Source organism: Faecalibacterium sp. OF03-6AC, from assembly GCF_003478175.1.
Lineage (GTDB): Bacteria > Bacillota > Clostridia > Oscillospirales > Ruminococcaceae > Faecalibacterium > Faecalibacterium taiwanense.
Genome location: NZ_QUEN01000005.1, coordinates 61690 through 85374 on the forward strand (window position 1 = coordinate 61690; position 23685 = coordinate 85374).

25 protein-coding genes are annotated in these 23685 nt (G+C 59.7%); 2 read left to right on the top strand and 23 right to left on the bottom strand.

Annotation, left to right across the window (positions count from 1 at the left end; translation table 11 throughout):
* Positions 1–112 precede the first annotated feature (112 nt).
* The gene (locus tag DXA66_RS07265; protein ID WP_097774865.1) at positions 113–412 is read right to left on the bottom strand and encodes a PRC-barrel domain-containing protein; all 300 of its coding nucleotides are present in this window, start codon (positions 410–412) and stop codon (positions 113–115) included.
* Positions 413–542: 130 nt separating this feature from the next.
* Here DXA66_RS07265 and DXA66_RS07270 point away from each other — a divergent pair, with 130 nt between their 5' ends.
* Positions 543–1157 carry an HAD family phosphatase gene (locus tag DXA66_RS07270; protein ID WP_118527881.1) on the top strand — a complete coding sequence of 205 codons (615 nt, stop codon included), beginning with the start codon at positions 543–545 and terminating at the stop codon, positions 1155–1157.
* 66 nt (positions 1158–1223) lie between these two features.
* Here the strand turns inward: DXA66_RS07270 and DXA66_RS07275 are convergent, their stop codons facing one another.
* The 6 genes from DXA66_RS07275 to DXA66_RS07300 form a co-directional block, all read right to left on the bottom strand.
* Positions 1224–1382 carry a DUF1540 domain-containing protein gene (locus tag DXA66_RS07275; protein WP_097777933.1) on the bottom strand — a complete coding sequence of 53 codons (159 nt, stop codon included), beginning with the start codon at positions 1380–1382 and terminating at the stop codon, positions 1224–1226.
* A gap of 58 nt (positions 1383–1440) precedes the next feature.
* A complete protein-coding gene (locus DXA66_RS07280) occupies positions 1441–1797 on the bottom strand; it encodes a nitrous oxide-stimulated promoter family protein (protein ID WP_118527882.1) in 357 nt (118 codons plus the stop codon).
* A gap of 328 nt (positions 1798–2125) precedes the next feature.
* Positions 2126–2542 carry a flavodoxin gene (locus DXA66_RS07285; protein ID WP_005940293.1) on the bottom strand — a complete coding sequence of 139 codons (417 nt, stop codon included), beginning with the start codon at positions 2540–2542 and terminating at the stop codon, positions 2126–2128.
* Between the two features lie 152 nt (positions 2543–2694).
* A complete protein-coding gene (locus tag DXA66_RS07290; protein ID WP_118527883.1) occupies positions 2695–3465 on the bottom strand; it encodes a heparan-alpha-glucosaminide N-acetyltransferase in 771 nt (256 codons plus the stop codon).
* 157 nt (positions 3466–3622) lie between these two features.
* Positions 3623–4174: an NADH peroxidase gene (locus tag DXA66_RS07295; RefSeq protein ID WP_005926148.1), complete on the bottom strand. Its 552-nt coding sequence runs from the start codon at positions 4172–4174 to the stop codon at positions 3623–3625.
* A gap of 287 nt (positions 4175–4461) precedes the next feature.
* Positions 4462–5823, bottom strand: a complete 1362-nt coding sequence (locus DXA66_RS07300; protein ID WP_118527885.1) for a uracil-xanthine permease family protein — start codon at positions 5821–5823, stop codon at positions 4462–4464.
* A gap of 393 nt (positions 5824–6216) precedes the next feature.
* On the opposite strand from DXA66_RS07300, the gene DXA66_RS07305 reads away from it, so the two are divergent.
* Complete coding sequence (locus DXA66_RS07305; protein ID WP_118527887.1) at positions 6217–7338, top strand: cysteine desulfurase family protein; 1122 nt, start codon at positions 6217–6219, stop codon at positions 7336–7338.
* A 209-nt stretch (positions 7339–7547) separates the two neighbouring features.
* Here the strand turns inward: DXA66_RS07305 and DXA66_RS07310 are convergent, their stop codons facing one another.
* The 16 genes from DXA66_RS07310 to DXA66_RS07385 all read right to left on the bottom strand — a co-directional run bounded on the left by DXA66_RS07310 (position 7548) and on the right by DXA66_RS07385 (position 23586).
* Positions 7548–8183 carry a thiamine diphosphokinase gene (locus DXA66_RS07310; protein ID WP_118527889.1) on the bottom strand — a complete coding sequence of 212 codons (636 nt, stop codon included), beginning with the start codon at positions 8181–8183 and terminating at the stop codon, positions 7548–7550.
* Between the two features lie 18 nt (positions 8184–8201).
* Positions 8202–9080, bottom strand: a complete 879-nt coding sequence (rsgA, locus tag DXA66_RS07315; RefSeq protein ID WP_118527891.1) for a ribosome small subunit-dependent GTPase A — start codon at positions 9078–9080, stop codon at positions 8202–8204.
* 11 nt (positions 9081–9091) lie between these two features.
* Entirely contained in the window at positions 9092–10990 is a 1899-nt protein-coding gene (gene pknB, locus DXA66_RS07320) for a Stk1 family PASTA domain-containing Ser/Thr kinase (RefSeq protein ID WP_118527893.1), read from the bottom strand.
* On the bottom strand, positions 10990–11730 hold the full coding sequence (locus tag DXA66_RS07325; RefSeq protein WP_118527895.1) for a Stp1/IreP family PP2C-type Ser/Thr phosphatase: 741 nt from the start codon (positions 11728–11730) through the stop codon (positions 10990–10992). Before DXA66_RS07325 ends, pknB begins: the two co-directional genes overlap by 1 nt.
* A 19-nt stretch (positions 11731–11749) precedes the next feature.
* On the bottom strand, positions 11750–12790 hold the full coding sequence (gene rlmN, locus DXA66_RS07330) for a 23S rRNA (adenine(2503)-C(2))-methyltransferase RlmN (protein WP_005940261.1): 1041 nt from the start codon (positions 12788–12790) through the stop codon (positions 11750–11752).
* Positions 12791–12829: 39 nt separating this feature from the next.
* Positions 12830–14164, bottom strand: a complete 1335-nt coding sequence (gene rsmB, locus DXA66_RS07335; protein ID WP_118527897.1) for a 16S rRNA (cytosine(967)-C(5))-methyltransferase RsmB — start codon at positions 14162–14164, stop codon at positions 12830–12832.
* Positions 14164–15084: a methionyl-tRNA formyltransferase gene (gene fmt / locus DXA66_RS07340; protein WP_118527899.1), complete on the bottom strand. Its 921-nt coding sequence runs from the start codon at positions 15082–15084 to the stop codon at positions 14164–14166. The genes rsmB and fmt overlap by 1 nt, the downstream gene beginning before the upstream one ends.
* Positions 15084–15620 carry a peptide deformylase gene (gene def / locus DXA66_RS07345; RefSeq protein ID WP_118527901.1) on the bottom strand — a complete coding sequence of 179 codons (537 nt, stop codon included), beginning with the start codon at positions 15618–15620 and terminating at the stop codon, positions 15084–15086. Before def ends, fmt begins: the two co-directional genes overlap by 1 nt.
* Before the next feature lie 16 nt (positions 15621–15636).
* Entirely contained in the window at positions 15637–17895 is a 2259-nt protein-coding gene (gene priA, locus DXA66_RS07350) for a primosomal protein N' (RefSeq protein ID WP_118527903.1), read from the bottom strand.
* 21 nt (positions 17896–17916) lie between these two features.
* Positions 17917–18489 (bottom strand): guanylate kinase, encoded by a 573-nt coding sequence (gmk, locus tag DXA66_RS07355; RefSeq protein ID WP_118527905.1) that lies wholly within the window; start codon positions 18487–18489, stop codon positions 17917–17919.
* On the bottom strand, positions 18476–18757 hold the full coding sequence (locus tag DXA66_RS07360; RefSeq protein ID WP_097777947.1) for a DUF370 domain-containing protein: 282 nt from the start codon (positions 18755–18757) through the stop codon (positions 18476–18478). The genes gmk and DXA66_RS07360 overlap by 14 nt, the downstream gene beginning before the upstream one ends.
* Positions 18758–18779: 22 nt before the next feature.
* Entirely contained in the window at positions 18780–19658 is an 879-nt protein-coding gene (locus tag DXA66_RS07365) for a YicC/YloC family endoribonuclease (protein ID WP_097774851.1), read from the bottom strand.
* Between the two features lie 231 nt (positions 19659–19889).
* Positions 19890–20231 carry a transposase family protein gene (locus DXA66_RS07370; protein ID WP_118528073.1) on the bottom strand — a complete coding sequence of 114 codons (342 nt, stop codon included), beginning with the start codon at positions 20229–20231 and terminating at the stop codon, positions 19890–19892.
* A 185-nt stretch (positions 20232–20416) separates the two neighbouring features.
* Positions 20417–21820: an oxaloacetate decarboxylase subunit alpha gene (locus DXA66_RS07375; RefSeq protein ID WP_005940236.1), complete on the bottom strand. Its 1404-nt coding sequence runs from the start codon at positions 21818–21820 to the stop codon at positions 20417–20419.
* A 16-nt stretch (positions 21821–21836) separates the two neighbouring features.
* Positions 21837–22217, bottom strand: coding sequence for a biotin/lipoyl-containing protein (locus tag DXA66_RS07380; protein WP_005940233.1), 381 nt, complete (start codon positions 22215–22217; stop codon positions 21837–21839).
* Positions 22218–22266: 49 nt separating this feature from the next.
* Positions 22267–23586, bottom strand: coding sequence for a carboxyl transferase domain-containing protein (locus DXA66_RS07385; protein WP_118527907.1), 1320 nt, complete (start codon positions 23584–23586; stop codon positions 22267–22269).
* Positions 23587–23685 lie beyond the last annotated feature (99 nt).

Here is a 23685-nt window from a genome sequence, read left to right on the forward strand (position 1 = left end):
GTGAAACCTCAGATCAAACGCAAAAGCACATTTCTTTACGCTTTTTGCACAAAGCTTCTGCGATTATTATAGTCACTTCCACAAAAAAGTCCACCCTGTTTTTGCAAAAAATTTACAAACCCAGCTTCACGCGCAGCTTTTGCCACCATTTGAGCTGTTCCGGCTGCGGCGGTGCTTCCGGCAGGGCCGTGTGCACCAGCACTGCATCCGTGCCAATGGTCTCGATCTCCTGCCATGGGATGGTCAGGCTATCGTCCCGGCCAAGCAATCCGAACAGCCTTGGCCGCCCCAGCAGGATCAGGCTCTGCAGCCGGGCGGTGGCAGGGTCAAAGGTCAGGTCATCGGCCCGGCCAAGGCAGACCCCCTGCTCCAGCTGCACCACCTCTTTTTCACACAGTTCCCGGATGGTCAATGCCCTTCTCCCCTTTCTGCCACAGCTTATGCAGCCGCCGGGCGCATCATGCAAAAAGCAGTGGAAACCGCATGGCAGATTGTGGTATACTGTGGGCAGAGCATTCCATGAGAAACAGAGGAAATTTTAAATGTATAAAAGCATCGTGTTTGATCTGGGCGGTGTCATGGTGGATTTTGCCCCCCGCGCCTATCTGGTAGACCGCATTTGCAATGAAGAGATCGAGGAGCAGGTGTACGACCTGACCTTTGGCAGCGAGGAGTGGAAGCAGCTGGATGCGGGGCTTGTCTCCCGCTTTGACGGCAATCAGGCCATGCTGCGCAACGCCAAGGCCGCCGGGCGCGAGTTTGAGGTGCAGGGCGTGCTGGACGACTGGCTGCACATCCTGCGCCCGCGCCGCCGGATGCAGGAGCTGGTGCGCCGCCTGAAGAACCATGGCTACAGCGTGTACTATCTCAGCAACATCCCGGAGGACGTGCTGGCCCTGCTCAAGGAGCGCGGCGTGCTGGACCGCTTTGACGGCGGCGTAGCCTCCTGCGAGGTGCACGTCAACAAGCCCGACCCCCGCATCTATCAGGCCCTGCTGGACAAATACGGTCTGAAGGCCAGCGAGTGCGTGTTCATCGACGACAATCTGGCCAATGTGCAGGCCGCATTCACGCTGGGCTTCGTGGGCATCCAGATGAAGGAAAGCGTGGGCACCCTGATCCGCAGCCTTGCCACCTGCAATGTGGCCCTGCGCTGACCTCCGTGACCCAAAACAGCTCCTGCCGGAAATGCTCTGGCAGGAGCTGTTTTGCTGCTTTAGGAATTACTTTTTCTCGTAGCTCTGGCAGTAGTGCGGGGTCTCCACCTGCTGCGTATCGCAGGTGCACTGCTCGGTCACTTTGATCTGGGGCAGGTCGCACTTGCAGCCGCTCACATTGTGGCAGCACTCGCAGACATCACAGGTAACGCCAATGTTTTCCATATTTATCACCTCTCTGTCCACAGTATGGCCTGCGGGCAGGGTGTTTATTCTGGAAAACTCAGCCAGCCTTTTTCGCTTCGCGCTTAGACCGGAGTGTGACTGCTACATGCCGGATGGAAAGCACCGGGTGCACCGGCAGCATCCGCGGGCCTGCCCAGCGCATCACCGCGCGGATCTTCTCCCGCATTTCCGGCTTGTAGCAGTGCACTTTGCAGGCCGAACAGAAGGTTTTGGTCTCCATGAACGGGCATTTGTCAATGCGGGCCAGGGCGTAATCGTGCAGCTGCCGGCACTCCGGGCACAGGCTGCCTTTGGGTGTTTTGTGCTGCCTGCGGCAGTAAAGAGCGATCATCTCGCTCACCAGCATCTTTTCATCTGCGCGCTTCTGATCCAAGTTCTTCGGGGTATCCTGCATGGGATGGGGCCTCCTGCTGCCTTATTTTTTCTACGGTCCGACCGCATTGCAGCGCGGCGCACCGCACGGCGCAAAAATGCAAAGCCTACCGTAACACCAATTGCTGCAGCCACTGCCATATACACCGCCTTCTGAAACCAAAGCGGCAGGAGCGCAGACCTTTCCGTCTGCTGTCCCCTGCCGCAGTTTTGATGCATTCTGTACAGAGGCTGCTGCTTTTGCGCGAAAGTTAGCATTTACTAACTTTCAACTCTGCAAAAACACCGTTTTTCGGTGTTCTCATAGTTTATCGCACCCGTCTCTGTTTGTCAAGAGAAGCTTCTCCTGCTTACCATGCAGCCAGATCTGCACCCAGCTTGCGGCATGCAGCCTGAACATCATCGTCCGGGGCCTCGTTGCAGATCAGGCCCTCACCGTTCAGCACCTGTGCGCCGTCGCCCTGAGCACGCTCCACCCAGTCACGCATCCACTGGCCGTCGCCCCAGCCGTAGGAGCCGAACAGGGCGATCTTCTTGCCGTTCAGAGAACCCTCCAGATCAGAGAACATCGGCTCGAACTCGCTCTCCTCCAGCTGCTCCGCGCCCATTGCGGGGCAGCCAAAAGCCACTGCATCAAACTCAGCCAGCTTTGCGGCGTTCATCTCGCTGCAGGGCACGATGGTGCCGTTTGCACCCTCTGCCACGCAGTTTGCCATGGTCTCGGTGTTGCCGGTTGCGCTCCAGAATACGACTGCTACTTTACTCATAAAGATCGTCCTCTCTCAAATCAATATTAGTTAGATATATCTAACTTTATGTTCCATGAAAATGCGTCCAACCACGCAGACGCATCCTCATTTGGTTAGTATCTTCTAACCATTGATAGAATACCACAGCTTCCCTGCCCTGTCAAGCCTTTTCAGCGAAAAATCATCGCCCACACCGTCAGCACCGCGTAGATCACCGGCTGATGCAGCAGATACAGCACCAGCGAGTGCCGCCCCATCCAGCCCAGCGCCGGGCACACCGAACGGCGCAGCGGTTCCATCCGCGCCCGGCCCACCACGCCGTGCAGAAAGTACCCCGCCCAGAACAAAAACAGCCACGGCAGCAGGCCAAAGTAATCGGTGGAGTAGAAATCGAAAGGCGGAAAGCCGAAAAACGCTGTAAAGTAATTCGCGTACCATGCATCCGGCAGCGCAAGGCGCAGCCCGCCGAAGCCGAGCCAACGCTCGTCCAGATGATAAGTCAGTGCAAACAGCACCGCCGAAACCGCCAGCCCTGCGGCGGGCGGGATCTTTTTCAGCAGCGGTTCCAGCAGGCCGGTAAGCAGCATGGCGCTGCCCAGAAAGGTCAGCACGCCGAACACTACCCGATCCTCCGGCATGAAGAGCAGCGTCACCGCCGTGACCAGCGCCCCGGCGGCAAACACCTGTGCGCCGCGTTTCAGGGTGTGATGTCCCAGCGGCACGCAGAAGCCGGACAGCAGGATGAACACCCAGCAGATGCTCTGCTGCCACAGCCGCCCCGGCCAGCCGATATACCAGTCCATCCAGATGCCGAACAGAAACATCAGGTCCCAGCAGGCGTGATACAGCATCATGCTGATCAGGTCCAGCCCGCGCAGCTCGTCCAGCAGGGCGTAGCGGCCCGCCGGGGCCTTTTGCCGGGTGGTGTGTCCGTTTTTCATTCCCCCGTCTCCCCTTTCGCAGTTCATTGAACACGAGATAAATTATAACCCACCGCCGCTGTGCCTGTCAACGGAACCGTTCCGTAGGTTGAACAAAAAACCGCTGCACAGCGGCAAAGCCATGCAGCGGTCAGAATGGATAACCGGGGAAACCTTATCAGACTTCGGTGTTGAAGTAGCGCTTCAGCAGGCCCTCAAAGCCGCGGCCGTGACGGGCCTCGTCCTTTGCCATCTCGTGAACGGTGTCGTGGATGGCATCCAGATTCAGGGCCTTTGCCTTCTTGGCCAGATCCATCTTGCCTGCACATGCGCCGCACTCGGCCTCGGCACGCATCATCAGGTTCTTCTTGGTGCTGTCGGTGACAACTTCGCCCAGCAGCTCTGCAAAGCGGGATGCGTGGTCTGCTTCCTCGTAGGCATAACGCTTGTAAGCCTCAGCGATCTCGGGGTAGCCCTCGCGCTCAGCCACACGAGCCATTGCCAGATACATGCCAACCTCGCTGCACTCACCCTCAAAGTTTGCGCGCAGGCCGTCCACGATCTCCTGCGGCACGCCCTCGGCCTTGCCGATGCCCACAACATGCTCGGTGACGTAGGTGTTGCCGGTCTTCTCCACAAAAGCGGAAGCAGGAGCCTTGCAGACGGGGCACTGTGCCGGGATCTCGCCTTCAGCAATATAACCACAAACGGTGCAAACGTACTTCTTCATAAGAATAGACCTCCATCATTCTTTTTATATCAGTTAGAAAACAGGCTGGGCGGTGTTGGTACTCACCGGCCCTTGTCATGGCTCTATTATAGCGAATGATTCTTAGTTAGTCAAGGATAATTTTAAGAATAATTCCTATTTATTTTGCCTTACAGATAAATTCCGGCAGGGTCACTAAAAACCATCATCAAAAACTGTGTGCTTTGCCCTGTGCACCTTAAAAACAGCAAAGCCGCCCTGCACACACAGGACGGCTTCTGCCTTGTTCTTCCTTCTTCTATGGGAGATCAGACCTGCAGGTTGCTGCTGGTAGCGGCTTCGGAGCCGTCAGCAGCATCAAACTCGTAGTCGTTGCCGGGCAGGATAGCGTTCAGCAGGATGCCTGCGATCGCGGCCACAGCCAGACCGGACAGGTTGATGGTGACGCCTGCAACGGCAAAGCTGACGCCGCCCACAGAGTTGAAGCCCAGTGCGCACACCAGAATGACAGCGGCCACGATCAGGTTGCGGCTGTTGGTAAAGTCCACGCGGTTCTCCACCACATTGCGCACACCGATGGCGGAGATCATGCCATACAGCACAAAGCTGATGCCGCCGATGATGCCGGTGGGGATAGTGTTGATGACAGCCTCAAACTTGGGGCTGAAGCTCAGGATGATGGCCAGGACAGCCGCAATGCGGATGACCAGCGGATCGTAGATCTTGCTCAGAGCCAGCACGCCGGTGTTCTCGCCGTAGGTGGTATTGGCCGGGCCGCCCAGCAGGCCGGCCATGGTGGTAGCAAGGCCGTCACCCAACAGGGTGCGGTTCAGGCCGGGGTCGTTGATATAGTTGTGGCCCACGGTTGCGCTGATGGCGGCGATATCGCCCACATGCTCCATCATGGTTGCCAGTGCAATGGGGATGATGGTGAACAGTGCGCTGATGAACTCCGGGCTGCCGTCGATGGCAAACAGGCCCGTGGCCTCCTTGTGCAGAGGGATGCCCACCCATGCAGCCTCAGAAATGCGCTGGAAGTCCACTGCACCGGTCACCAGTGCCACTGCATAGGACACCAGCACACCGATGAGGATGGGCAGGATCTTGACCATGCCCTTGCCCCAGATGTTGCACACGATCACGACACCCAGTGCCACAAAGGCCAGCAGCCAGTTTGCCTGACAGTTGGAGATGGCGGAGGGAGCCAGGATCAGGCCGATGGAAATGATAATGGGGCCAGTGACCACCGGCGGGAAGAATTTCATAATGCGGCGGATGCCGAAGGTGGAGATCAGCACGCTGGCCACCAGATACACCAGACCGGAAAATGCGATGGCGGCGCAGGCGTAGGGCAGCATCTTGGTGTTGGCAACGGTCAGGTTGCCGTCTGCATCTGCCAGCATGGGGGCCACGATGGAGAAGCCGCCCAGATACGCAAAGGAGGAGCCGAGGAATGCAGGCACCTTCTTTTTGGTAATGAGGTGGAACAGCAGGGTGCCCAGACCTGCGCACAGCAGGGTGGTGGAAACGCTCAGGCCGGTGAGCAGCGGCACCAGCACCGTTGCGCCGAACATGGCAAACATGTGCTGCACGCCCAGAATGAACATGCGGCCTGCGCCCAGCTGGCGCGCGTCGTAAATGCCTTTGGAGTAATCGATCTTTTCACTCATGAAGTTTTTCTGCCTCCTACAGAACTCGCAGCCCAAAAAAAGAGGCACCGCCGTCAGCAAAACGGCAATGCCCCTGAAATTTGGGAACAATGATCCCGCCCGGAAATGAGAAGTGCAATGCAGCGCAGTCGATGATTCTTGTGCAGCATGGTGCGCTCCCCCTTTCATTCAGGCTCTTTCCAAACCGCCGCCAAAAGCCCCGCAAAAGGCCGCAGCGGGCAGTCCTTCAAGAGATTATAGCAGACTTTTTGCCGCCGTGCAACTATTTTGCTTAATTCTCCTGTATTTCCAGCCCGGAAGTTTGTGCCGCTTCTCTTGCAATCCGGCCCAAAGCGCACTATAATATAACCTACCATTGCAATCTGTATTATAAGAGAATTATCAGGAGAGTTTATGATCTATCTGGATTATTCCGCCAATACCCCAGTAGACGAAGCGGTTTTACAGCGCTTTTGCGAGGTGGAGCGCAATTGCCCGGGCAATGCCAATTCCCGCCACGCAGCAGGCACTGCCGCAAAGGCTGCCATCGATGCCGCCACCCAGAGCATTGCCCGCAGTCTGAATGTGCAGCCCGCCGAGATCATCTATACATCCGGTGCCAGCGAGGCCAACAACTTTGCCATCAAGAGCATCGCCCGGCTGGAGCGCCACCATGGCAGACACATCATTTCCACCCCGCTGGAGCACTCCTCGGTGAGCGGCAGCCTGACCGCCCTGCAGGAGCAGGGATACGAGATCGACCTTGTGGACATCCGGCAGGACGGCACGGTGGACCTTGCCCACCTGAAAAAACTGCTGCGCCCGGACACCATTCTGGTGGCCGTCACTGCCGTGGACAGCGAGCTGGGCGTGGTGCAGCCGGTGGCCGAGATCGCGGAAATGTTGAAGGCCTGCCCCCACTGCCACTTCCATGTGGATGCCACACAGGCCGTGGGCAAGCTGCCGGTCAGCTTTGCGGGCATCGACACCATGAGCCTGACCGCCCACAAGTTCTACGGGCTGAACGGCATCGGTGTGCTGGTCAAGCGGCGCGGCCTTGCGCTGGAGCCGCTCATCCATGGCGGCGAGAGCACCACCATCTACCGCAGCGGCACCCCCACCGTGGCGCTGGCCTGTTCGCTGGCGCTGGCGCTGGAAAAGGCAGTGAGCGAGCTGCCCGCCCGGGTGGAGCACATCCGCGCCCTGAACGCCCGCCTGCGCACCGGGCTTGCCCAATACCCCAAGGTGCGCATCAACAGCCCGGACACCGCCGTGCCGCAGATTTTAAACCTGAGCGTACAGAACGTGAAGGGCACCGTGTTCCAGCGGGAGCTGGATGCCAGGGGCGTATGCGTCTCGGTCAAATCGGCCTGCTCTTCGGACGGCCTGCCCTCCCGCGCCGTGTTTGCCGTGAGCCATGATCGGCGCAACGCGCTGTCCTCGTGGCGCATCAGCCTGAGCCACCTGACCACGGAACAGGAGATCACTGATTTTATGCAGGCCTTCGATGCCTGTTACAACGCCCTGACGCAATAAAAAGGAGTATTATGAAGCAAGATCCCCCCGCCGACCAGCAGCGAGGGGATCCTTTTTACTGTTTTTGAATGCCGAACAGTCTGCGCAGAATGCCGCGCAGCGCCTTGGGGCTTCGGATCACAACTACCTGCATATGCTCCCCGCCTTTCCGTTTTCTGGCCCATCCTATGCAGGCAGGGGCCGGAACGTTCCGGCAAGGGCAGCAGCGCTCAGTCTGCGATGGTCTCCACCACCACCAGCGCACCGCTGCGGGTGGAGATGGTGATGCAGTCCGACCCGGCAGCGTACTCGTTGCTGACACCCAGCGGGTAGCTGGCGGTCAGCTCCGCATCGGTCAGCTCATAGTAGGAGCCGCGCTCGCACACGCCCTGCGCCCTGCCCTCCATCGGGAAGGCCGAGAAGAAGAAGTACTTCTCCTTCGGGTAGCAGCGGGTCTCGCCGGGCATCACGTAGGTGATGCGGCTGCGCTCATCCAGCAGGGTGGTGCGCACACCGCGCTGTTCCAGCCCAAGGCCGGTGCACAGGTTTGCAAGGGTGTGCTCCACCCGTCTGCCGCCAAGGCCGCCCAGCAGCAGCACCTCATCAAAGCCCTTTTCCGAGACCAGCTTTGCGGCATACTCGGTGTCGGTATCGTCCTTCACATGGGGCAGCACGATGATATCGTCGTCCTGCTGTTCCGGGCAGGGGGCGGTGTCAAAGTCGCCCACGATGATGTTGGGTCTACGCCCCAGAGGTGCGCAGTTGCGGTAGCCTGCATCACAGGCAATGATAAAGTCGTCCGGCCGCAGGGCCTCTGCCAGCTCCGGAGAAACCGGGCAGGCCGAAATGATCACACAGCGTGACATGAATCTCTTCCTTATCCTTTATACTTTCGGGCGCTGCCAATCCTTCACGTCCTTGACTTCCTCGTACATGGCGCAGTAGCTGTCGTACCGGGTCTGGGAGAGCCTGCCCTCGGCCAGTGCGGCGCGCACGGCACAGCCTTTTTCGCTGCGGTGGGAGCAGCCGGTGAACTGGCACTGGCCCAGATAAGGCCCGAACTCCGGGAACGCATGCTCCAGATTTTCCTTGGGGATGAACCCGGCGCGGTTCGCTTCCAGACTGGCAAAGCCCGGCGTATCCGCAATGCGCCCGCCAAAGGCTTCAAAGATCGTCACCTCACGGGTGGTGTGGCGGCCGCGGCCCAGCTTCTGGCTGATGGCACTGGTCTCGCGCTCTGCTTCCGGCAGCAGATGGTTCAAAAGGGTGGATTTTCCCACGCCGGAGTTGCCACAGAACGCACACAGCCTGCCGCTGATCCACTGCTTCACCTCGTCCAGCCCGCCGCCGGTCTCGTAATCGATGCGGATGAACGGCAGGGTCGATCTTTCGTAGGCCTTACGCAGGAATTCCGCCTCGGCCAAGTCGCCCTTGGTGCACACGATCACCGGCTGCACGCCCTTGTCCACCGCAATGGCAGAAAGCTTATCCAGCACCAGCGTGCTGGGCGTGGGCTGGGTGGTGCTGGCCACAAGGAACAGCACATCCAGATTTGCCACCGGAGGCCGCACGAACACATTTTTGCGCGGTGCGATCTCGGCAATGACGGCTGCACCGTTCTCGGTCTCCAGCGTCACCTCATCGCCCGCCACCGGCGTGATCTTCTGCTTGCGGAAAATGCCGCGGGGCTTGCATTCCACAATGCCCTCCGGCGTTTTCACATAGTAAAAGCCGCCGATGCCCTTTGTGATATATCCCTTCATGCACGCCTCCGTCAGCTCAGCAGCGAGGACCACCAGTCGGTCAGCGGTTTCTGCGAGGGGTCGCCGCTGCCCGCTGTGCCCTGTTCGGTGCCGGTCTCGGTGCTGGAAGAAGAGGAGCCGCTGCCAAACAGGCCGCTCCACCAGTCGCCGCCGGTGGTGCTGTCGCTGGGTGCTTCCGGTTCCGGTGCAGGCTCCGGCCCTGCGCTTACCACAATGTTCACGCGGCCGTTCAGCTTTGTGGTAGAGCCTGCCGCCGGGTCCTGACTGATGACAGTGCCCACCGGCTGGTCGCTGTACTGCTCGGTCTGGCTGCCAAGGCCCAGATGGTTCTGCACCAGCAGGGTGCGGGCATCAGCGGTGCTCATGCCGGTCAGCGAGGGCACCTTGGTGGTGGTTGCCACCTGCGGGCGGCTGATATACATCACCACAGTGCTGCCTGCAGCCACCTGACTGCCCGCCGCCGGGTCGGTGCGGATCACCGCGCCGGATGCCACAGAGGTATCCACAGCCTGCGTTACCAGCACCGAGACACCCAGCTCCTTGAGCTGCTGCTCTGCATCGGCCTGCACATAGTTGGTCAGGTCCGGCACGGTAACGTACTGGGTGCCAAGGCTCACAGTCAGGGTCACATTCTGGCCCTCGCGCACCGTGCGGCCGGACACCGGCGACTGCTTGTAGATATAGCCCGCCGCATAGTCACTGTTGTACTCCTGCTCCCAGGTAACGCTGATCTGGCCGGAAACCACCTGCTCGGTGGCAGCAGCCTCGTCCTGCGTCATGCCGATATAATCGCCCAGCGTGATATCGGCCTTGTTGTTCATCAGGTTGGAGGAATCGTTCAGGATCATCCAGCACAGCGCAAGGCACGCCAGTGCAAATGCAATGGTAATGCCGAACAGTGCCGGCAGGAATATGGTGCGCTTTTTCTTGCGCGGTGCGGCCTTTTTGCCGCGGGGCGCAGGCTTTTCGGCCTGACGGTTTGCACGGTTCTGGTTCATGGTACGTTTCACCACCTTTTCGGGAGCATCTTCTGTAATATACTTGTACTCGAACATCACGGAGGGGTTCTGCACGTAGGCGTCCAGCGCATCCAGCATTTCGCGGGCGGATGCGTAGCGGTTCTGCGGCAGCTTTGCCATGGCCTTTTCGGTGATCTCCACCAGTGCATTCGGCACCTCCGGCGCGATCTCGTGCAAAGACTTCGGCTTATCGGAGATCTGCTTGATGGCAACTTCCACCATGTCGTCTGCATCAAAGGGCAGATGACCGCTGAGCATCTCGTACATCATCACGCCCACCGAGTAGATATCGCTGGTGCAGTCGGTCTCATCGCCCTTGGCCTGCTCCGGGCTGATATAGTGCACGCTGCCCATGGCCTTGCCGCTCAGCAGCTGGTTCTCGGCACGGGAGATGCGCGCAATGCCAAAATCCATCATGCGCAGCTGGCCGTTGTCCAAAAGCATGATGTTCTGGGGCTTGATGTCCCGGTGCACCACACCGTTGGCGTGGGCATGTTCCAGCGCCTTTAAGATCTGGGAGATGAAGTGCACGGTTTCCCGGTTGGTCAGCCTGCCGCCGCGCTGGTTCAGGTACTCGCGCAATGTCATGCCGTCCACATATTCCATCACGATATACTGCAGATCATCATTCACCGATACATCGTACACTTTTACGATGTTGGGGTGGTTCAGCAGCGAGATGGCCTTGGATTCATTTTTAAAGCGGCGCACAAGGTCCGGGTCGTGCATATACTCCTGCCGCAGCACCTTTACCGCCACCACGGTACCGGCAGGCACCGGGCCGTTGTGCCCCAGCATGACCGCCTTGTAGACGTTTGCCATGCCGCCGGAACCGATCAGCTCCCGCACCTCATACAGGCCGTCCAGCTTTTTGCCGATCAGGTTGTCCATCAGCGCACCTCCTCCACACGCAGCAGCAGCGCGGTGATGTTATCCGGGCCGCCGTTCTCGTTGGCCGTGCGGATCAGAAGGTCCGGCAGGTCGTAGAACCTGCCGGTGCGCAGCAGCTGTTCCAGCTGTTCTCTGGGCACGGCATTGGTCAGGCCGTCCGAGCACAGCAGCAGGATATCCCCTTTCTGCAGCGGTGCGGTGGTGAACTCCGGGTCCAGCCGGTAGTCCACGCCCAGCGCCTTGGTGATGATGTTTTTCTGAGGGTGGTGCTCGGCTTCCTCCACGGTAATGGTGCCGCAGTCCACCAGCTCCTGCACATAGGAGTGGTCGTGGGTGAGCTGGGCAAGCCTGCCGTCCCGGTACAGGTACGCCCGCGAGTCGCCTGCATGGCACAGGAACACCTTGCCGCCGCGCACCAGTGCGCACACGGCCGTGGTGCCCATGCCCGCCAGCGATTCCTCACGCAGGGCCTTCTGGAACACAAAGCGGTTGGCGCTGAGCAGGCTCTTTTTCAAAAAGGTCTCCTCTTCGCCGGGCAGGCACTTGGAAGCATACTGCTCCTGAAAGCAGCGCTCGATCACATCGCACGCGCTCTGGCTGGCTTCCCTGCCGCCGCGTGCACCGCCCATGCCGTCGCATACCAGCAGCCATGCGGCATCGCCGGGCAGTTCTCCTGCGCGATAATCGTCCTGATTATCCTGCCGGACCCTGCCGACATCCGTTTTTCCTGCAAGTTTCATAGGCTTCTCCCTTTAATATTTACGCTTTCCCGTTCATTTCGTCACGGCGCAGCTGGCCGCATGCGGCGCTGATCTCGCTGCCAAGGCGGCGGCGCACCGTAGCGTTCACGCCAAGGCTCTCCAGCTTCTGCTGGAAGCGGTGCACGTTGGCTGCATCGGTGGCCGAGTACGGGCTGCCGTCCACCGGGTTGATGGGGATCAGGTTCACATGGGCACCCATGCCCCGGATCAGGTTTGCCAGCTGTCTGGCGCAGGCATCGGAATCGTTGACACCGCGCACCATGGAATATTCAAAGCTCACGCGGCGGCCGGTGGTATCCTGATAGCGGCGCACGGCCTGCATCAGCACTTCCACGGGATAGGCATCGTTCACCGGCATCATGCCACTGCGAATTTCATTGTTGGGTGCGTGCAGCGACACCGAGAGGGTCAGCTGCAGCTTTTTCTCGGCCAGCTGGTCGATCTTGGGCACCAGACCGCAGGTAGAAAGGCTGATGTTGCGCATCCCGATGTTCACGCCCTCGGGCGAGGTGATGTTCTCCAGAAACTTCATCACTTCGTCAAAGTTATCCAGCGGTTCGCCAATACCCATGAGCACGATGTGGGAAATGCGCTCCCCGATATCCTTCTGGGCGGTATAGATCTCAGAGCAGATCTCGCCTGCTTCCAGATCGCGCACGCGGCCCGCCTGGGTGGACGCGCAGAAGCGGCAGCCCATGCGGCAGCCCACCTGCGTGGACACACACACCGTGTTGCCGTAGTGGTAGCGCATCACGACGGTCTCGATGCAGTTGCCGTCCGCCATGCGCAGCAGATATTTTACCGTGCCGTCCTTTGCTTCCTGCCTGCGCTCGATCTTGGGCGCGGCAATGTAGAAGCTTTCTTCCAGCTTTGCCAGCAGGGTCTTGGGCTGGTCGGTCATGGCAGAAAACTCGGTGACCAGCTTCTGGTGCACCCAGTGGAAGATCTGCTTTGCCCGGAAGCCCGGCTGACCCATCGCTTTCAGTTCAGCGGTCAGCTCTGCCAGCGTAAAGGAAGAGATACAGCGTTTTTGTTCCATTGTGTTCTCCTATTGTTTTTTACGAACAAGCCACCTGTTTCATTGCAGCTTTTCCCCGTTTTTCTGCATGGCACACAGGAAAAAGCCGTCCATGCCGGTACGGGTGGGCACCGAAAGCGCGCCGTGCTCCCCTGCCGTCATCCCGGCGGGCAGCGCTGCGGCAGGCTCCACCACCGTAAACTCCGGGTGGCGGGCCAGAAATGCCGCGATCTGCTGCTGGTTTTCTGCCGGGTCGATGGTGCAGGTGGAGTACACCAGCCTGCCGCCCGCTTTCAGCAGCTGTGCCGCCGTATCGAGGATGGCCGACTGCGTGGCCAATAATTCAGCTTCGCGGGCCGGTTCCAGCTTTTTGTAGCGCAGATCCGGCTTTTTTGCCAGAATGCCAAGGCCGCTGCAGGGCACATCCGCTAAAATGCGGTCGGCCTGCGGCAGGGCCGGGTTCACCTTTGTGGCATCGTTGCACAGGGCTTCCACATTGGTAAGGCCCATGCGCTGCACTGCCGTGCGGATCAGGCCCACGCGGTTCTCGGCGGCATCGCAGCTGTAAAGCCTGCCGGTGCTGTGCATCTGCTCGGCCAGCAGGATGGTCTTGCCGCCGGGCGCGGCGCACAGGTCGATGACTGTTTCTCCGGGCTGTGCGTCCACGCAGAGCGCCGCCAGCTGGCTGGCCTGCCCTTCCACATGGAAGTACCCCTGCCGGAACAGCTCATTTTCCGCCGGGCTGCCCTCGAAGCGGGCCAGCACACTGCCGGGCACAATGCCCCGCTTTGCTTCCTTTGCGCCGGAAGCCAGCAGCTTTGCACAAAGCTCATCGGCGCTGCCTTTCAGCGGGTTCGCCCGCAGGCTGGTCATGCCGCCGTCGGCCTTGTAGGTAAGGATATCCAGTGCTTCGTCCGGGTAGTTTTTGTGCAGAAATTCCGCCACATCCCGCCCGGCAGAGCCAAGCACCATGAGCCGCTCCACTTCGTTTTTGAAGCTTGCGGTGCTCAGGTCGTAGCTGCACGCCTTGCGCAGCACGGCGTTGACCAGACCGGATGCGCTGGATTTTTTGAAGGCACGGGTCAGCTTGACGGCCTCGTTCACCGCAGCGGACACCGGCACCTGCATATAGCGGGCCTGCGCCAGCGCCGCGCGCAATATTTCGCGCACCGGTGCATCCAGCTTGGCAAGGCCCTTGGGCAGGAACTGGCACAGGATGTAGTCCAGCGTGCCCTGATGTTCCAGCACCGTGTAAAAGATGGCGCTGGCAAAAGCTTTATCGCGGCCTTCCAGCTGCTGGCGCTTGAGTTCGGCATCCAGAACAAGGTTGGAAAAGCCATCCTGCTCCTGCCGCACCAGCGCCGCCACTGCCGCCGCGCGGGGATTCGCCGCCATCAGAGGATATCCCCCGTTTTCAGGCGCTGACCGGCCGCAAAGGCGGTGCCGTCCATGGGCTTTTTGCCTTCCGGCACCACATTCAGCAGCTGGACGGCCCCCTCACCGCAGGCCACCGTGAGCGGCTTTGTGGCCAGCACGGTGCCGGGCGCTTCGCCGTGAGCTTCCACGGCACGGCACTCCATCACCTTGAGCTTCTTGCCGCCGGAGGTGACAAACCATGCACCGGGCCACGGGTTCATGCCGCGCACCCAGTTGTGGATGTGGGCAGCCGATTCGGTCAGGCGGAACTCTGCCATCTCCTTGTTCAGCATAGGTGCAAGGCAGGCGTTCTCATGATCCTGCGGCTGGGGCTTCAGCGTTCCGGCGGCGATGGCGGGCACCACCTCACACAGCACCCGTGCACCCACAGCGGTCACGCGGTCAAACAGCTGGCCGCTGGTCTCCTCCGGGTCAATGGCGATCTTCTCGCAGCAGAGCACATTGCCGGTGTCAAGGCCCTCGTCCATCTGCATGATGGAAACGCCGGTCTCGGCATCGCCGTTCAGCACGGCCCACTGCACCGGGGCGCTGCCGCGGTACTTGGGCAGCAGGGAGACATGCAGGTTGATGCAGCCGTACTTCGGCGCTTCCAGCACAGACTTCGGCAGGATGCAGCCGTAAGCCACCACCACGATCAGTTCCGGGGCCAGTGCGCGGATGTTCTCGTCCTCGCTGCCGTCCCGCAGGGTGCGGGGCTGGAACACCGGCGTGCCGTGGGCAAGGGCCACTTCCTTGACCGGGGGTGCGGTAAGCACCTGCTTGCGGCCAACCGGCTTGTCCCGCCGGGTGTACACCGCGCAGATGTCATGCCCGGCGGCATACAGTGCTTTGAGGCACTCTGCGGCAATATCCGGCGTGCCCATGAACAAAATGCGCATTACTTGTTTCCTTTCGCTTCGCGGGCAGCTTTTTTGCCCTCTTCGGTATCCTCATAGAAATACTCGCTGGACTGCATGATGGTAATGCCGTCCAGATGGTCGTTCTCGTGCTGGATGCAGCGGCCCAGCAGATCCTCAGCTTCCAGCTCGAACCACTCACCGTGGCGGTCCTGTGCGCGCACCTTGACAGCGACGGGGCGGGTCACAGCGCCGTTGTGGCCCGGGAAGGACAGACAGCCCTCGTAGGCGGTCTCCTCTTCCTCGGATACGGCCAGGATCTCCGGGTTCACAAAGTCGATGAACTTATATTCGTAATCGGCGGGGATCTCCTCGGGCGCGTCGGTGGTGTCCCACACCACGAACAGACGGCGCAGCATGCCCACCTGCGGGCCGGCCAGACCCACGCCGTCGGCGGCGATCATGGTCTCGTGCATGTCGTCCAGCAGGGTAGCCAGACGGTCATCAAAGGTGGTGACGGGGCGGCAGACCTTGTTCAGGATGGGATCGCCCTCTTTTACAATGTTACGGATAGCCATTTATGGTACCTCCAAATCAGATGTCACCGTCCGAGTGCAGGTCCACCGCAACGGTGGCCTTGGACGGAAGTTTTTCCTGTTCGTATCTTTCCAGTGTGCTGCGCACGAGGTCGCGGAAGCGGCGGTCGTTGCGGCACTTGATGGTAAGTTTGTAGCGGTAGGTGTCGTTGATCTTTTCAATGCTGCCGGGCGTGGGGCCAAGCACCCGCAGCGGCAGGTCCGGCTGTTTTGCCGCCTGCTGGCCCAGAAGGGCCGCAAAGCGCGCCGCCGCCCGTGCCACCTCGATCTCCTTTGCGCCTGCAAAGCCAATGACGCACAGCCCGCAGAAGGGCGGGTAGAGGCCCAGCTTGCGGTAGGCGATCTCCTGCTCAAAAAAGGCATCGTAGTCCTGTGCGGCGGCAAGGTTCAGCACCGGGTTATCGGGGTCGGTGGTCTGGATGATGGCAAAGCCGGGGTCTCTGGCCCGGCCGCTGCGGCCCACCACCTGTGTGATGAGGCTGAACACGTTCTCATACGCGCGGAAGCCCTGCGCAAACAGCAGCGAGTCGATGCCCAGCACGCCCACAAGGGTCACATCCTCAAAATCCAGTCCCTTGGCCACCATCTGGGTGCCCACCATGATGTCATATTCGTGGTTTGCAAACCTTGCCAGCAGCTTTTCGTGGGCATCCTTTGCGGCAGTGGAATCCTGATCCATGCGCAGCACCCGCGCATCCGGGAACAGCTTTGCCAGCTCTTCCTCGGCTTTCTGGGTGCCGAAGCCCCGGTACTGCAGCTTGCCGCCGCAGGCGGGGCACACAGTGGGCGGTTCCATCTGGCTGCCGCAGTAGTGGCACAATACCTTGTGCGCCGCTTTGTGGTACACCATCGGCACGCTGCACTTTGTGCACTTGAGCACCTCGCGGCAGTCCTCGCACTGGGCCATGGTCTGGTAGCCCCGGCGGTTCAGCAGCAAAATGGTCTGCTTGCCTGCATCCAGATTGCGGCGGATGGCATCTTCCAGCGCAAGACTGATCTCCCGTGGGTTGCCTGCCGCCAGCTCTGCGCGCATATCCACGATCTGCACCGTGGGCAGCGGGTTGCCGCCGTAGCGCTGGGTCAGCCGCACCAGCTGGGTGCGGCCATGCTGGGCCGTGTAAAAACTCTCGGTGCTGGGGGTGGCGCTTGCCAGCAGCAGCAATGCACCGTTTTCCGCCGCGCGCTGCCGGGCCACCTCGTGGGCAGAATAGCGGGGCGCGGATTCCGAGCGGTAGGTGTGCTCCTGCTCCTCATCGATGATGATGAGCCCGATGTTTTCCAGCGGCGAAAAGATGGCACTGCGGGTACCCACCACGATGTCTGCGCCGCCGTCCTGGATCATCTGCCACTGCAAAAGGCGTTCGGTGTGGTTGAGGGCAGAGTGCTGCACCGCCACCCGGCGGCCAAACTGACTCTTGAGCCGCAGGATCATCTGCGGGGTCAGGCTGATCTCCGGCACCAGCACCAGCGCACGCCTGCCCTGCTCCAGACAGCGGGCAATGAGCTTTAAAAACACCAGCGTTTTGCCGCTGCCGGTCACGCCGTAGAGCAGCGCCGAGTGGGGTGCATCGTCTTCCAGCTTTGGCAGCAGAGCATCGTAAGCCGCCTGCTGCTCCTGCGTGAGGGTGATCGGCTCGTTTTTCAGCGGAATGGACGCATACAGGTCGATGGATTTATTCACCTTGCTGCATTCCAGCACGCCTTTGGCGCACAGGTTATCCAGCACGGCACGGCTGATGCCCTTGTCTTCCAGCTCGTTCAGGGTGCGCGGCCCACCGCCCAGCAGCGCCACTGCCGCCAATTGCTTGGCTGTCGGCTTCGGCTTTGGCGGCAGCCCGCCCACAAGGCGGTAGGAGTTCTCGGTGTGGCGGGTGAGCTGCTTTTGCAGCACCGGCGTTACGCCGTCTGCCGCCACGGCAGGCTTGTACTGTGCACCATAGGGAATGACCGCCTTGACCGCTTCGTAATAGGTGCAGAAGGTGCGCTCCTTCAAAAAGTGCACCAGCCGCAGCAGTTCCGGGGTCAGGCAGGCCGAAGCCGGGGCCACGTCGAAAAGATATTTCAGCTTTGCACTTTCCGGTTCGGCATCGCAGGCCAGCACCACGCCCATGCGGGCGCGGCTGCCGCGGCCAAAGGGCACCAGCACCATGCTGCCAAGTTTTACCGCATTCTGCTGATCCGGCATGACGGCATAGGTATAAAGCTTATCAAAGTGGAAGGTCGCATTGCTGACGGCAACGCCTACCGTTTTGGGCATTCGTCCAGCTCCTTCAAAATGTTATTCTGCGGCACCAATGCGCTGGCAGATGGCCTGATACAGTGCATCGGCGCAGGCATCGACCTGGTCGTTGACCAGCTTCAGGGTGAATTCATCCTGCTGGGCCAGCTCCTGCCGGGCGGTGGCAAGACGCTCCTGAATGCTGTCCTCGGTCTCGGTGCCGCGGCCGCGCAGACGGCGCTCCAGCTCCTCCACCGACGGCGGCAGCAGGAACACGGTGGTCGCGCCCGGGAACATGCGGCGGATGTTCGCTGCGCCGTGCACATCGATGACCAGAACGACCACCTTCCGGGCTGCAAGGCGCTTGTCCACTTCCTCGCGCAGGGTACCGTAGTAGTTGCCGTTGTAGAAGTTGTGCTCCACCACCTGATCGTTCTCGATCAGCTGCTGGAACTGCTCCCGGGTGCGGTAATAATAATCCACGCCCTCCTGCTCACCGGGACGCGGTGCGCGGGTGGTGGCGGAAACAGTCTTTTCGATCTCCGGGTGTGCTTCGCGCAGTGCCTTCACCACGCTGTCCTTGCCGGTACCGGCCGCGCCGGAGACCACAAACAAATATTTATCGTTCGCCATGGGTCTGTTCCTCCTCTGTTGGTGTTTTGCCCTCCTGCCCTGCCGCACGGTTGGCCACCGTTTCCGGCTGAAGCGCCGAGAGCACCACATGATCGGAGTCCATGATAAGCACTGCACGGGTGCTGCGGCCATAGGATGCATCGATCAGCATTCCGCGCTCCCGCGCTTCCTTTACAAGGCGCTTGACCGGGGCGGAATCCGGGCTGACCACTGCCACCACACGGCCTGCACTGACCATATTGCCAAACCCGATGTTGATGAGCTTCATAAACCCCTCCGAATTCTCTGTATCACTCCAGATTCTGGATCTGTTCGCGGATCTTTTCGATCTCCGCCTTCATATCCACCACGATGCGGGTGATATCCAGATCCTGACACTTGGAGCCGATGGTATTGGTCTCGCGGTTCAGCTCCTGCGTCAAAAAGTCCAACTTGCGGCCCACCGGCTCGTCCAGCTTGAGGATATCGCGATACTGCGCAATGTGGCTGCGCAGGCGCACCGTCTCTTCATCCACAGCGGTCTTATCACCAAAAATAGCGGCCTCGGTCAGCACGCGGGCATCGTCGATATCGCGGTCCTCCAAAATGACCTTGAGCTTCTCGTACAGGCGGTTGGTGTAGGCTTCCACGCGGCCTGCGCTCAAGGTCTCCACCCTGCCCACACACTCCTCGAGGAAGTTCAGACGGTTTTCCACGTCTGCCTTCATCTTGGCACCCTCGGCGGCGCGCATCTCCACAAAGCGGTCCAGCGCCTGTGCGGTAACGGCAGAAACATCTTCCCACAGCTGTTCCTCGTCCACATCCGCGTGGCGGGTGGTGAGCACATCCGGGAAGCGGGTCAGCACGCCCGCAGAGATATCGTTCTTGACACCCAGCTGTTCCGAAATATCCCGCATGGCCTGCTGGTAGCTGCGTGCCAGCTCCATGTTGACGGCCACCACCGTATCGGCAGCGTCCACATTCTGCACGGTCATGCTCAGCTCCACCTTGCCGCGGGAAATGCGCTCGTTGAGCTGCTTTTTCAAGCGGCTGTCCAGATAGCTGCAGGTGCGCGGGATGCGCGAAGAATACTCAAAGTAGCGGGAATTCACGCTGCGCAGCTCCACCGTGATCTCACGGCCATTGCGCACAGCAGTCCCCCGGCCAAAGCCGGTCATGCTTAAGATCATAACGCTCTCCTGTTCTTACATTTTCAGTGTTTCAGCTTACAAGTTTCGGTATACGTATCCGCCTTTGGGTACACAAACCCATGTTACGATACATATAGTTCCATTTTACTATTCTTCGGCCCAAAATTCAAGGTGCACTGTTGCGTGCCGCCGCCAAAACCGGCCGCAATACACGGTGCAAAGCAAAAAAGCTCTGATACAAAATCTTCCGATCCTGTATCAGAGCCTGTTTCAGTTGGTTTTATATACGCAGGTCACGCTGTTCTGCAGCAGATTTGCGTTCAGCAGTGCGCGCTCCACCCAGTGGATATTGTCCGCAATGGTATCGCGGGAGACACCGTATTCTGCCGCAATGTTCTCCATGCTGCGGTACTCGCGGCGGTAGAGCAAAGTCAGCACCAGCTTATCCTGCATTGTGATCTTGGTAAAATGCGGCCTGCGCCGGTGTTCCTTGCAATAAGCCGCATTCAGTGCTTCCAGCATCTGGGCAAATTCCTTCCGAGTGATGCCGAAGGTAAATTCATAATCCTGCTCTGTAAATTCCGCAAGGCGCTGTACCGTGATGCTTCTCATGCAGATCACCTCTTCTTTTTCCGGGGATGCCCGGGTGTCGGCTGCATCCATTTTGATTCATTATAAAATGGATGGATTTTCATGTCAATGAGCCGCCGCCCATTTTTGGGGCCAGATCCGGTGCAAAACACAAAAAGGAGCCTCCCGCCGCAAAAGCGGGAAGCTCCTGAATCCGTTATGAAAGATCAGACGGGATGAGACTGATTGGTGTAGTCCACATGGTCGCCGTCCACGCCCTGCTTCTTGGCATTGCGCTTTTCAAAGAACTTGGGTGCCACCTGCGGGAACATTGCGTAGGTCAGCACATCCTCTTCCTGCGTTGCCCACTTGGCAGCTTCTGCCTTCAGCTTGTCCATCTCAGGAGCCAGAGTATCAGCAAAGCGGCAGGTAATGGGCTGCTCGTCGCCCAGGATCTTCTTGGTGAACTCGGGCTTGATGGGAGCGGGAGTCTTGCCGTAATCACCGTGGACCAGACCCTTGAACTCCTTGGTGACCATCTTGTAGCGCTCGCCCAGGATCACGTTGAACACAGCCTGCGTACCAACGATCTGGCTGGTGGGGGTGACCAGCGGCGGATAGCCTGCATCCTCGCGGACGCGGGGGATCTCTGCCAGCACTTCGTCCAGCTTATCTTCCTTGCCGGCATCCTTCAGCTGTTTGAGCATGTTGGAGAACATGCCGCCCGGCACCTGATACAGCAGGGTGTTTGCATCCACGCCGAGGCTCTTCGGGCTGATCTGGCCGTTGGCAATGTACTTCTCGCGCAGCTTTGCAAAGTATGCGCGCACAACGTTCAGCTGTTTCAGATCCAGACCGGTGTCGTAATCGGTGCCCTGCAGGGCAGCGACCAGACTCTCGGTGGGCATGTGGCTGGTGCCCAGGCTCAGGGGGCTCATGGCGGTATCGATGATGTCGGCACCTGCCTCGATGCCCTTCAGGATGGACATGGAAGCCAGACCTGCGGTGTAGTGGCTGTGGATGTCAACAGGGATGCTGACGGTCTCCTTCAGCTTCTTCACCAGATCGTAGCAGGTATAGGGGGTCAGCAGACCGGCCATATCCTTGATGCAGATGGAGTTTGCGCCCATCTCCTCCAGGGTCTTGGCGTAGGCTGCAAAGTACTCGTTGTTGTGCACGGGGCTGAGGGTGTAGCTGATGCAGCCCTGCACATGAGCGCCTTCCTTGTTGGCTGCCTTGATGGCGGTCTGCAGGTTGCGCGGATCGTTCAGTGCATCGAAAATACGGATCACGTCGATGCCGTTTGCAACAGACTTCTGCACAAAGTACTCAACGGCATCGTCTGCGTAGGGGCGGTAGCCCAGCATGTTCTGGCCGCGGAACAGCATCTGCAGCTTCTGGTGGGGCAGCTCCTTGCGCAGGATGCGCAGGCGCTCCCACGGGTCTTCGTCCAGAAAGCGGATGCAGCTGTCGAACGTAGCGCCGCCCCAGCACTCCACGGAGAAGTAGTTAATCTTATCCATTTCCGGCAGGATGGGACGCATCTCATCCATGGTCATGCGGGTGGCCAGCAGAGACTGGTGGGCATCGCGCAGGACGACCTCAGTAACCTTGATCGGCTTTTTGGCCATGATTGTCACCTCTCCCTTAGTTCATGGAAACCAGAACGTCACCGGAGTTGACGGTGTCGCCCTTGTTGACGTTGATGGAAGCCACAGTGCCATCCTGCGGAGCAACGATCTCGTTCTCCATCTTCATGGCCTCCAGGATCACCAGCACGTCGCCAGCCTTCACGGATGCACCGGCCTTGACCTTGACATCCAGAATGTTGCCGGGCATGGGAGCCTTGACGGCAACGGCACCAGCAGCGCCTGCAGCAGCCTTGGGAGCAGCAGCAGGAGCCGGAGCAGCCTTAGGAGCAGCGGGTGCGGCAGGAGCTGCAGCAGCAACCGGAGCAGCACCAGCGGCAGTCTCCTCCACGGAGACGCTGTAAGCAACGCCATTGACGGTAATATTGTAGTACTTCATGGAAGGATCCTCCAAATCAAAATCGTATCAAAAAGATTTATACAGACGATTACAGAGCCATGTTGCCGTGCTTCTTGGGCAGGCGGGCAGCACGCTTGGTGCTCAGCAGTTCCAGTGCGGCAACAACGCTTGCACGCACATTGGCTGCATCGCAGGTCAGGTCAGCAGCGCCGCAGGCAACTGCATTTGCTGCGCTGCACACCTCGGCGGTGTAAGCAGCAGCCTTTGCGTTGGTGGCTGCAATGATGTTGTCGGAAGCATCGATCTCTTCCTTGTACAGGACGCTGACCGCTGCGCTGGGTTCCAGTGCGCTGACGGTGCAGCCAGCCACGGCAATGCGCAGATCGGCAGCAGCCAGAGCGGTGTAAACAGGGCCGACGGCCTTGCCAGCCAGCACAGCCACCTTTGCGGTGGTAGCGTCGGCATAGGTAGCAGCCAGACGGGCAGCCTCACGGATGCCGCCTGCAATGTCGTCGGTCGCGCTGGGCACAAAGCCCTCGGTATCCACAATGGTGATCACCGGCACGCTGAAGGCATCGCACAGACGCACAAAGCGGGAAGCCTTGGCCACGCAGTTGTGGCACAGGGTCTTGCCGGTGGCCACAACGCCCACGGCGTTGCCGCCCACGGTGGCAAATGCAGTGTAAACAGACTTGCCAAAGCCTGCATACAGCTCCACAGCGCTGTCCTTATCGACCACGGCAGCAGCAGCCTTTGCAGGCTCTGCACCGGCAGTCAGAGCAGCAGTGGGCTGCTCGAACTCAAAGATCGCAGGGCCGGTCAGGTTATTGGCCGGCAGCAGGCCCACGATGTGAGCAGCTTTCTCGGCAGCTTCCTCAGCAGTGGGTGCCACAATGGCAGCCACGCCAGCCTTTGCAGCGGCGGCTGCGGTGCCGGCATCGGCCACCTTGTCGCCCTTGGCAGCAGAGGTGAACGGAGCGGTGAAGAACAGCTCTGCGCCCTCAGCCATGATGCAGACATCTGCATTGGCAGCGCTCAGTGCGCTGGTGCCGCCGCAGACACCCAGAACAACAGCCACCTGCGGGATCACGCCGGAAACCTTTGCGATCTGCGCATTCAGCTTTGCGCTGGCGGTCAGCACGTCCAGACCCTCAGCCAGCTTTGCGCCGACGGAGTTGTAGAAGGTGACGACCGGGCAGCCAGTCTGAGCTGCCATCTCCAGAACCTTGATGTTCTTTTCAACATCCTTTACGGTAACAGCTTCGCCGTTCTGGTAAACAGCGTAAGCCTGCTGACCTGCCGCATAGCCGCAGGCAGCGCTCACTGCACCGTCAGCAAACAGTGCAGTGTATTCCCCGTCATCAAAAAACTTGGCGAGGATTTCTCCCTTATTGATCTTTGAAGCCATGGTAAGACCTCCTGGTTGTCTGTGTGAGCTTTCAAAATTAGTTTTATTATACTGAATTTTCCATAAAAATGCAAGAGATTCTATAAAAGTCCATGCGAA

What these genes read in the sequence shown, in the direction of transcription:
- DXA66_RS07295 (WP_005926148.1), bottom strand. Translation starts at nt 4,174, where the DNA reads ATGAAGAAGTACGTTTGCACCGTTTGTGGTTATATTGCTGAAGGCGAG.
- DXA66_RS07280 (WP_118527882.1), bottom strand. Translation starts at nt 1,797, where the DNA reads ATGCAGGATACCCCGAAGAACTTGGATCAGAAGCGCGCAGATGAAAAG.
- rsgA (WP_118527891.1), bottom strand. Translation starts at nt 9,080, where the DNA reads ATGAAGGGATATATCACAAAGGGCATCGGCGGCTTTTACTATGTGAAA.
- DXA66_RS07375 (WP_005940236.1), bottom strand. Translation starts at nt 21,820, where the DNA reads ATGGCCAAAAAGCCGATCAAGGTTACTGAGGTCGTCCTGCGCGATGCC.
- rsmB (WP_118527897.1), bottom strand. Translation starts at nt 14,164, where the DNA reads ATGGCGGCGAATCCCCGCGCGGCGGCAGTGGCGGCGCTGGTGCGGCAG.
- DXA66_RS07290 (WP_118527883.1), bottom strand. Translation starts at nt 3,465, where the DNA reads ATGAAAAACGGACACACCACCCGGCAAAAGGCCCCGGCGGGCCGCTAC.
- DXA66_RS07300 (WP_118527885.1), bottom strand. Translation starts at nt 5,823, where the DNA reads ATGAGTGAAAAGATCGATTACTCCAAAGGCATTTACGACGCGCGCCAG.
- DXA66_RS07385 (WP_118527907.1), bottom strand. Translation starts at nt 23,586, where the DNA reads ATGGCTTCAAAGATCAATAAGGGAGAAATCCTCGCCAAGTTTTTTGAT.
- pknB (WP_118527893.1), bottom strand. Translation starts at nt 10,990, where the DNA reads ATGGACAACCTGATCGGCAAAAAGCTGGACGGCCTGTATGAGGTGCGG.
- DXA66_RS07285 (WP_005940293.1), bottom strand. Translation starts at nt 2,542, where the DNA reads ATGAGTAAAGTAGCAGTCGTATTCTGGAGCGCAACCGGCAACACCGAG.
- DXA66_RS07365 (WP_097774851.1), bottom strand. Translation starts at nt 19,658, where the DNA reads ATGATCTTAAGCATGACCGGCTTTGGCCGGGGGACTGCTGTGCGCAAT.
- fmt (WP_118527899.1), bottom strand. Translation starts at nt 15,084, where the DNA reads ATGCGCATTTTGTTCATGGGCACGCCGGATATTGCCGCAGAGTGCCTC.
- DXA66_RS07360 (WP_097777947.1), bottom strand. Translation starts at nt 18,757, where the DNA reads ATGAAGCTCATCAACATCGGGTTTGGCAATATGGTCAGTGCAGGCCGT.
- DXA66_RS07305 (WP_118527887.1), top strand. Translation starts at nt 6,217, where the DNA reads ATGATCTATCTGGATTATTCCGCCAATACCCCAGTAGACGAAGCGGTT.
- DXA66_RS07370 (WP_118528073.1), bottom strand. Translation starts at nt 20,231, where the DNA reads ATGAGAAGCATCACGGTACAGCGCCTTGCGGAATTTACAGAGCAGGAT.
- gmk (WP_118527905.1), bottom strand. Translation starts at nt 18,489, where the DNA reads ATGGCGAACGATAAATATTTGTTTGTGGTCTCCGGCGCGGCCGGTACC.
- DXA66_RS07310 (WP_118527889.1), bottom strand. Translation starts at nt 8,183, where the DNA reads ATGTCACGCTGTGTGATCATTTCGGCCTGCCCGGTTTCTCCGGAGCTG.
- DXA66_RS07380 (WP_005940233.1), bottom strand. Translation starts at nt 22,217, where the DNA reads ATGAAGTACTACAATATTACCGTCAATGGCGTTGCTTACAGCGTCTCC.
- def (WP_118527901.1), bottom strand. Translation starts at nt 15,620, where the DNA reads ATGGCTATCCGTAACATTGTAAAAGAGGGCGATCCCATCCTGAACAAG.
- DXA66_RS07270 (WP_118527881.1), top strand. Translation starts at nt 543, where the DNA reads ATGTATAAAAGCATCGTGTTTGATCTGGGCGGTGTCATGGTGGATTTT.
- priA (WP_118527903.1), bottom strand. Translation starts at nt 17,895, where the DNA reads ATGCCCAAAACGGTAGGCGTTGCCGTCAGCAATGCGACCTTCCACTTT.
- rlmN (WP_005940261.1), bottom strand. Translation starts at nt 12,790, where the DNA reads ATGGAACAAAAACGCTGTATCTCTTCCTTTACGCTGGCAGAGCTGACC.
- DXA66_RS07325 (WP_118527895.1), bottom strand. Translation starts at nt 11,730, where the DNA reads ATGAAACTTGCAGGAAAAACGGATGTCGGCAGGGTCCGGCAGGATAAT.
- DXA66_RS07275 (WP_097777933.1), bottom strand. Translation starts at nt 1,382, where the DNA reads ATGGAAAACATTGGCGTTACCTGTGATGTCTGCGAGTGCTGCCACAAT.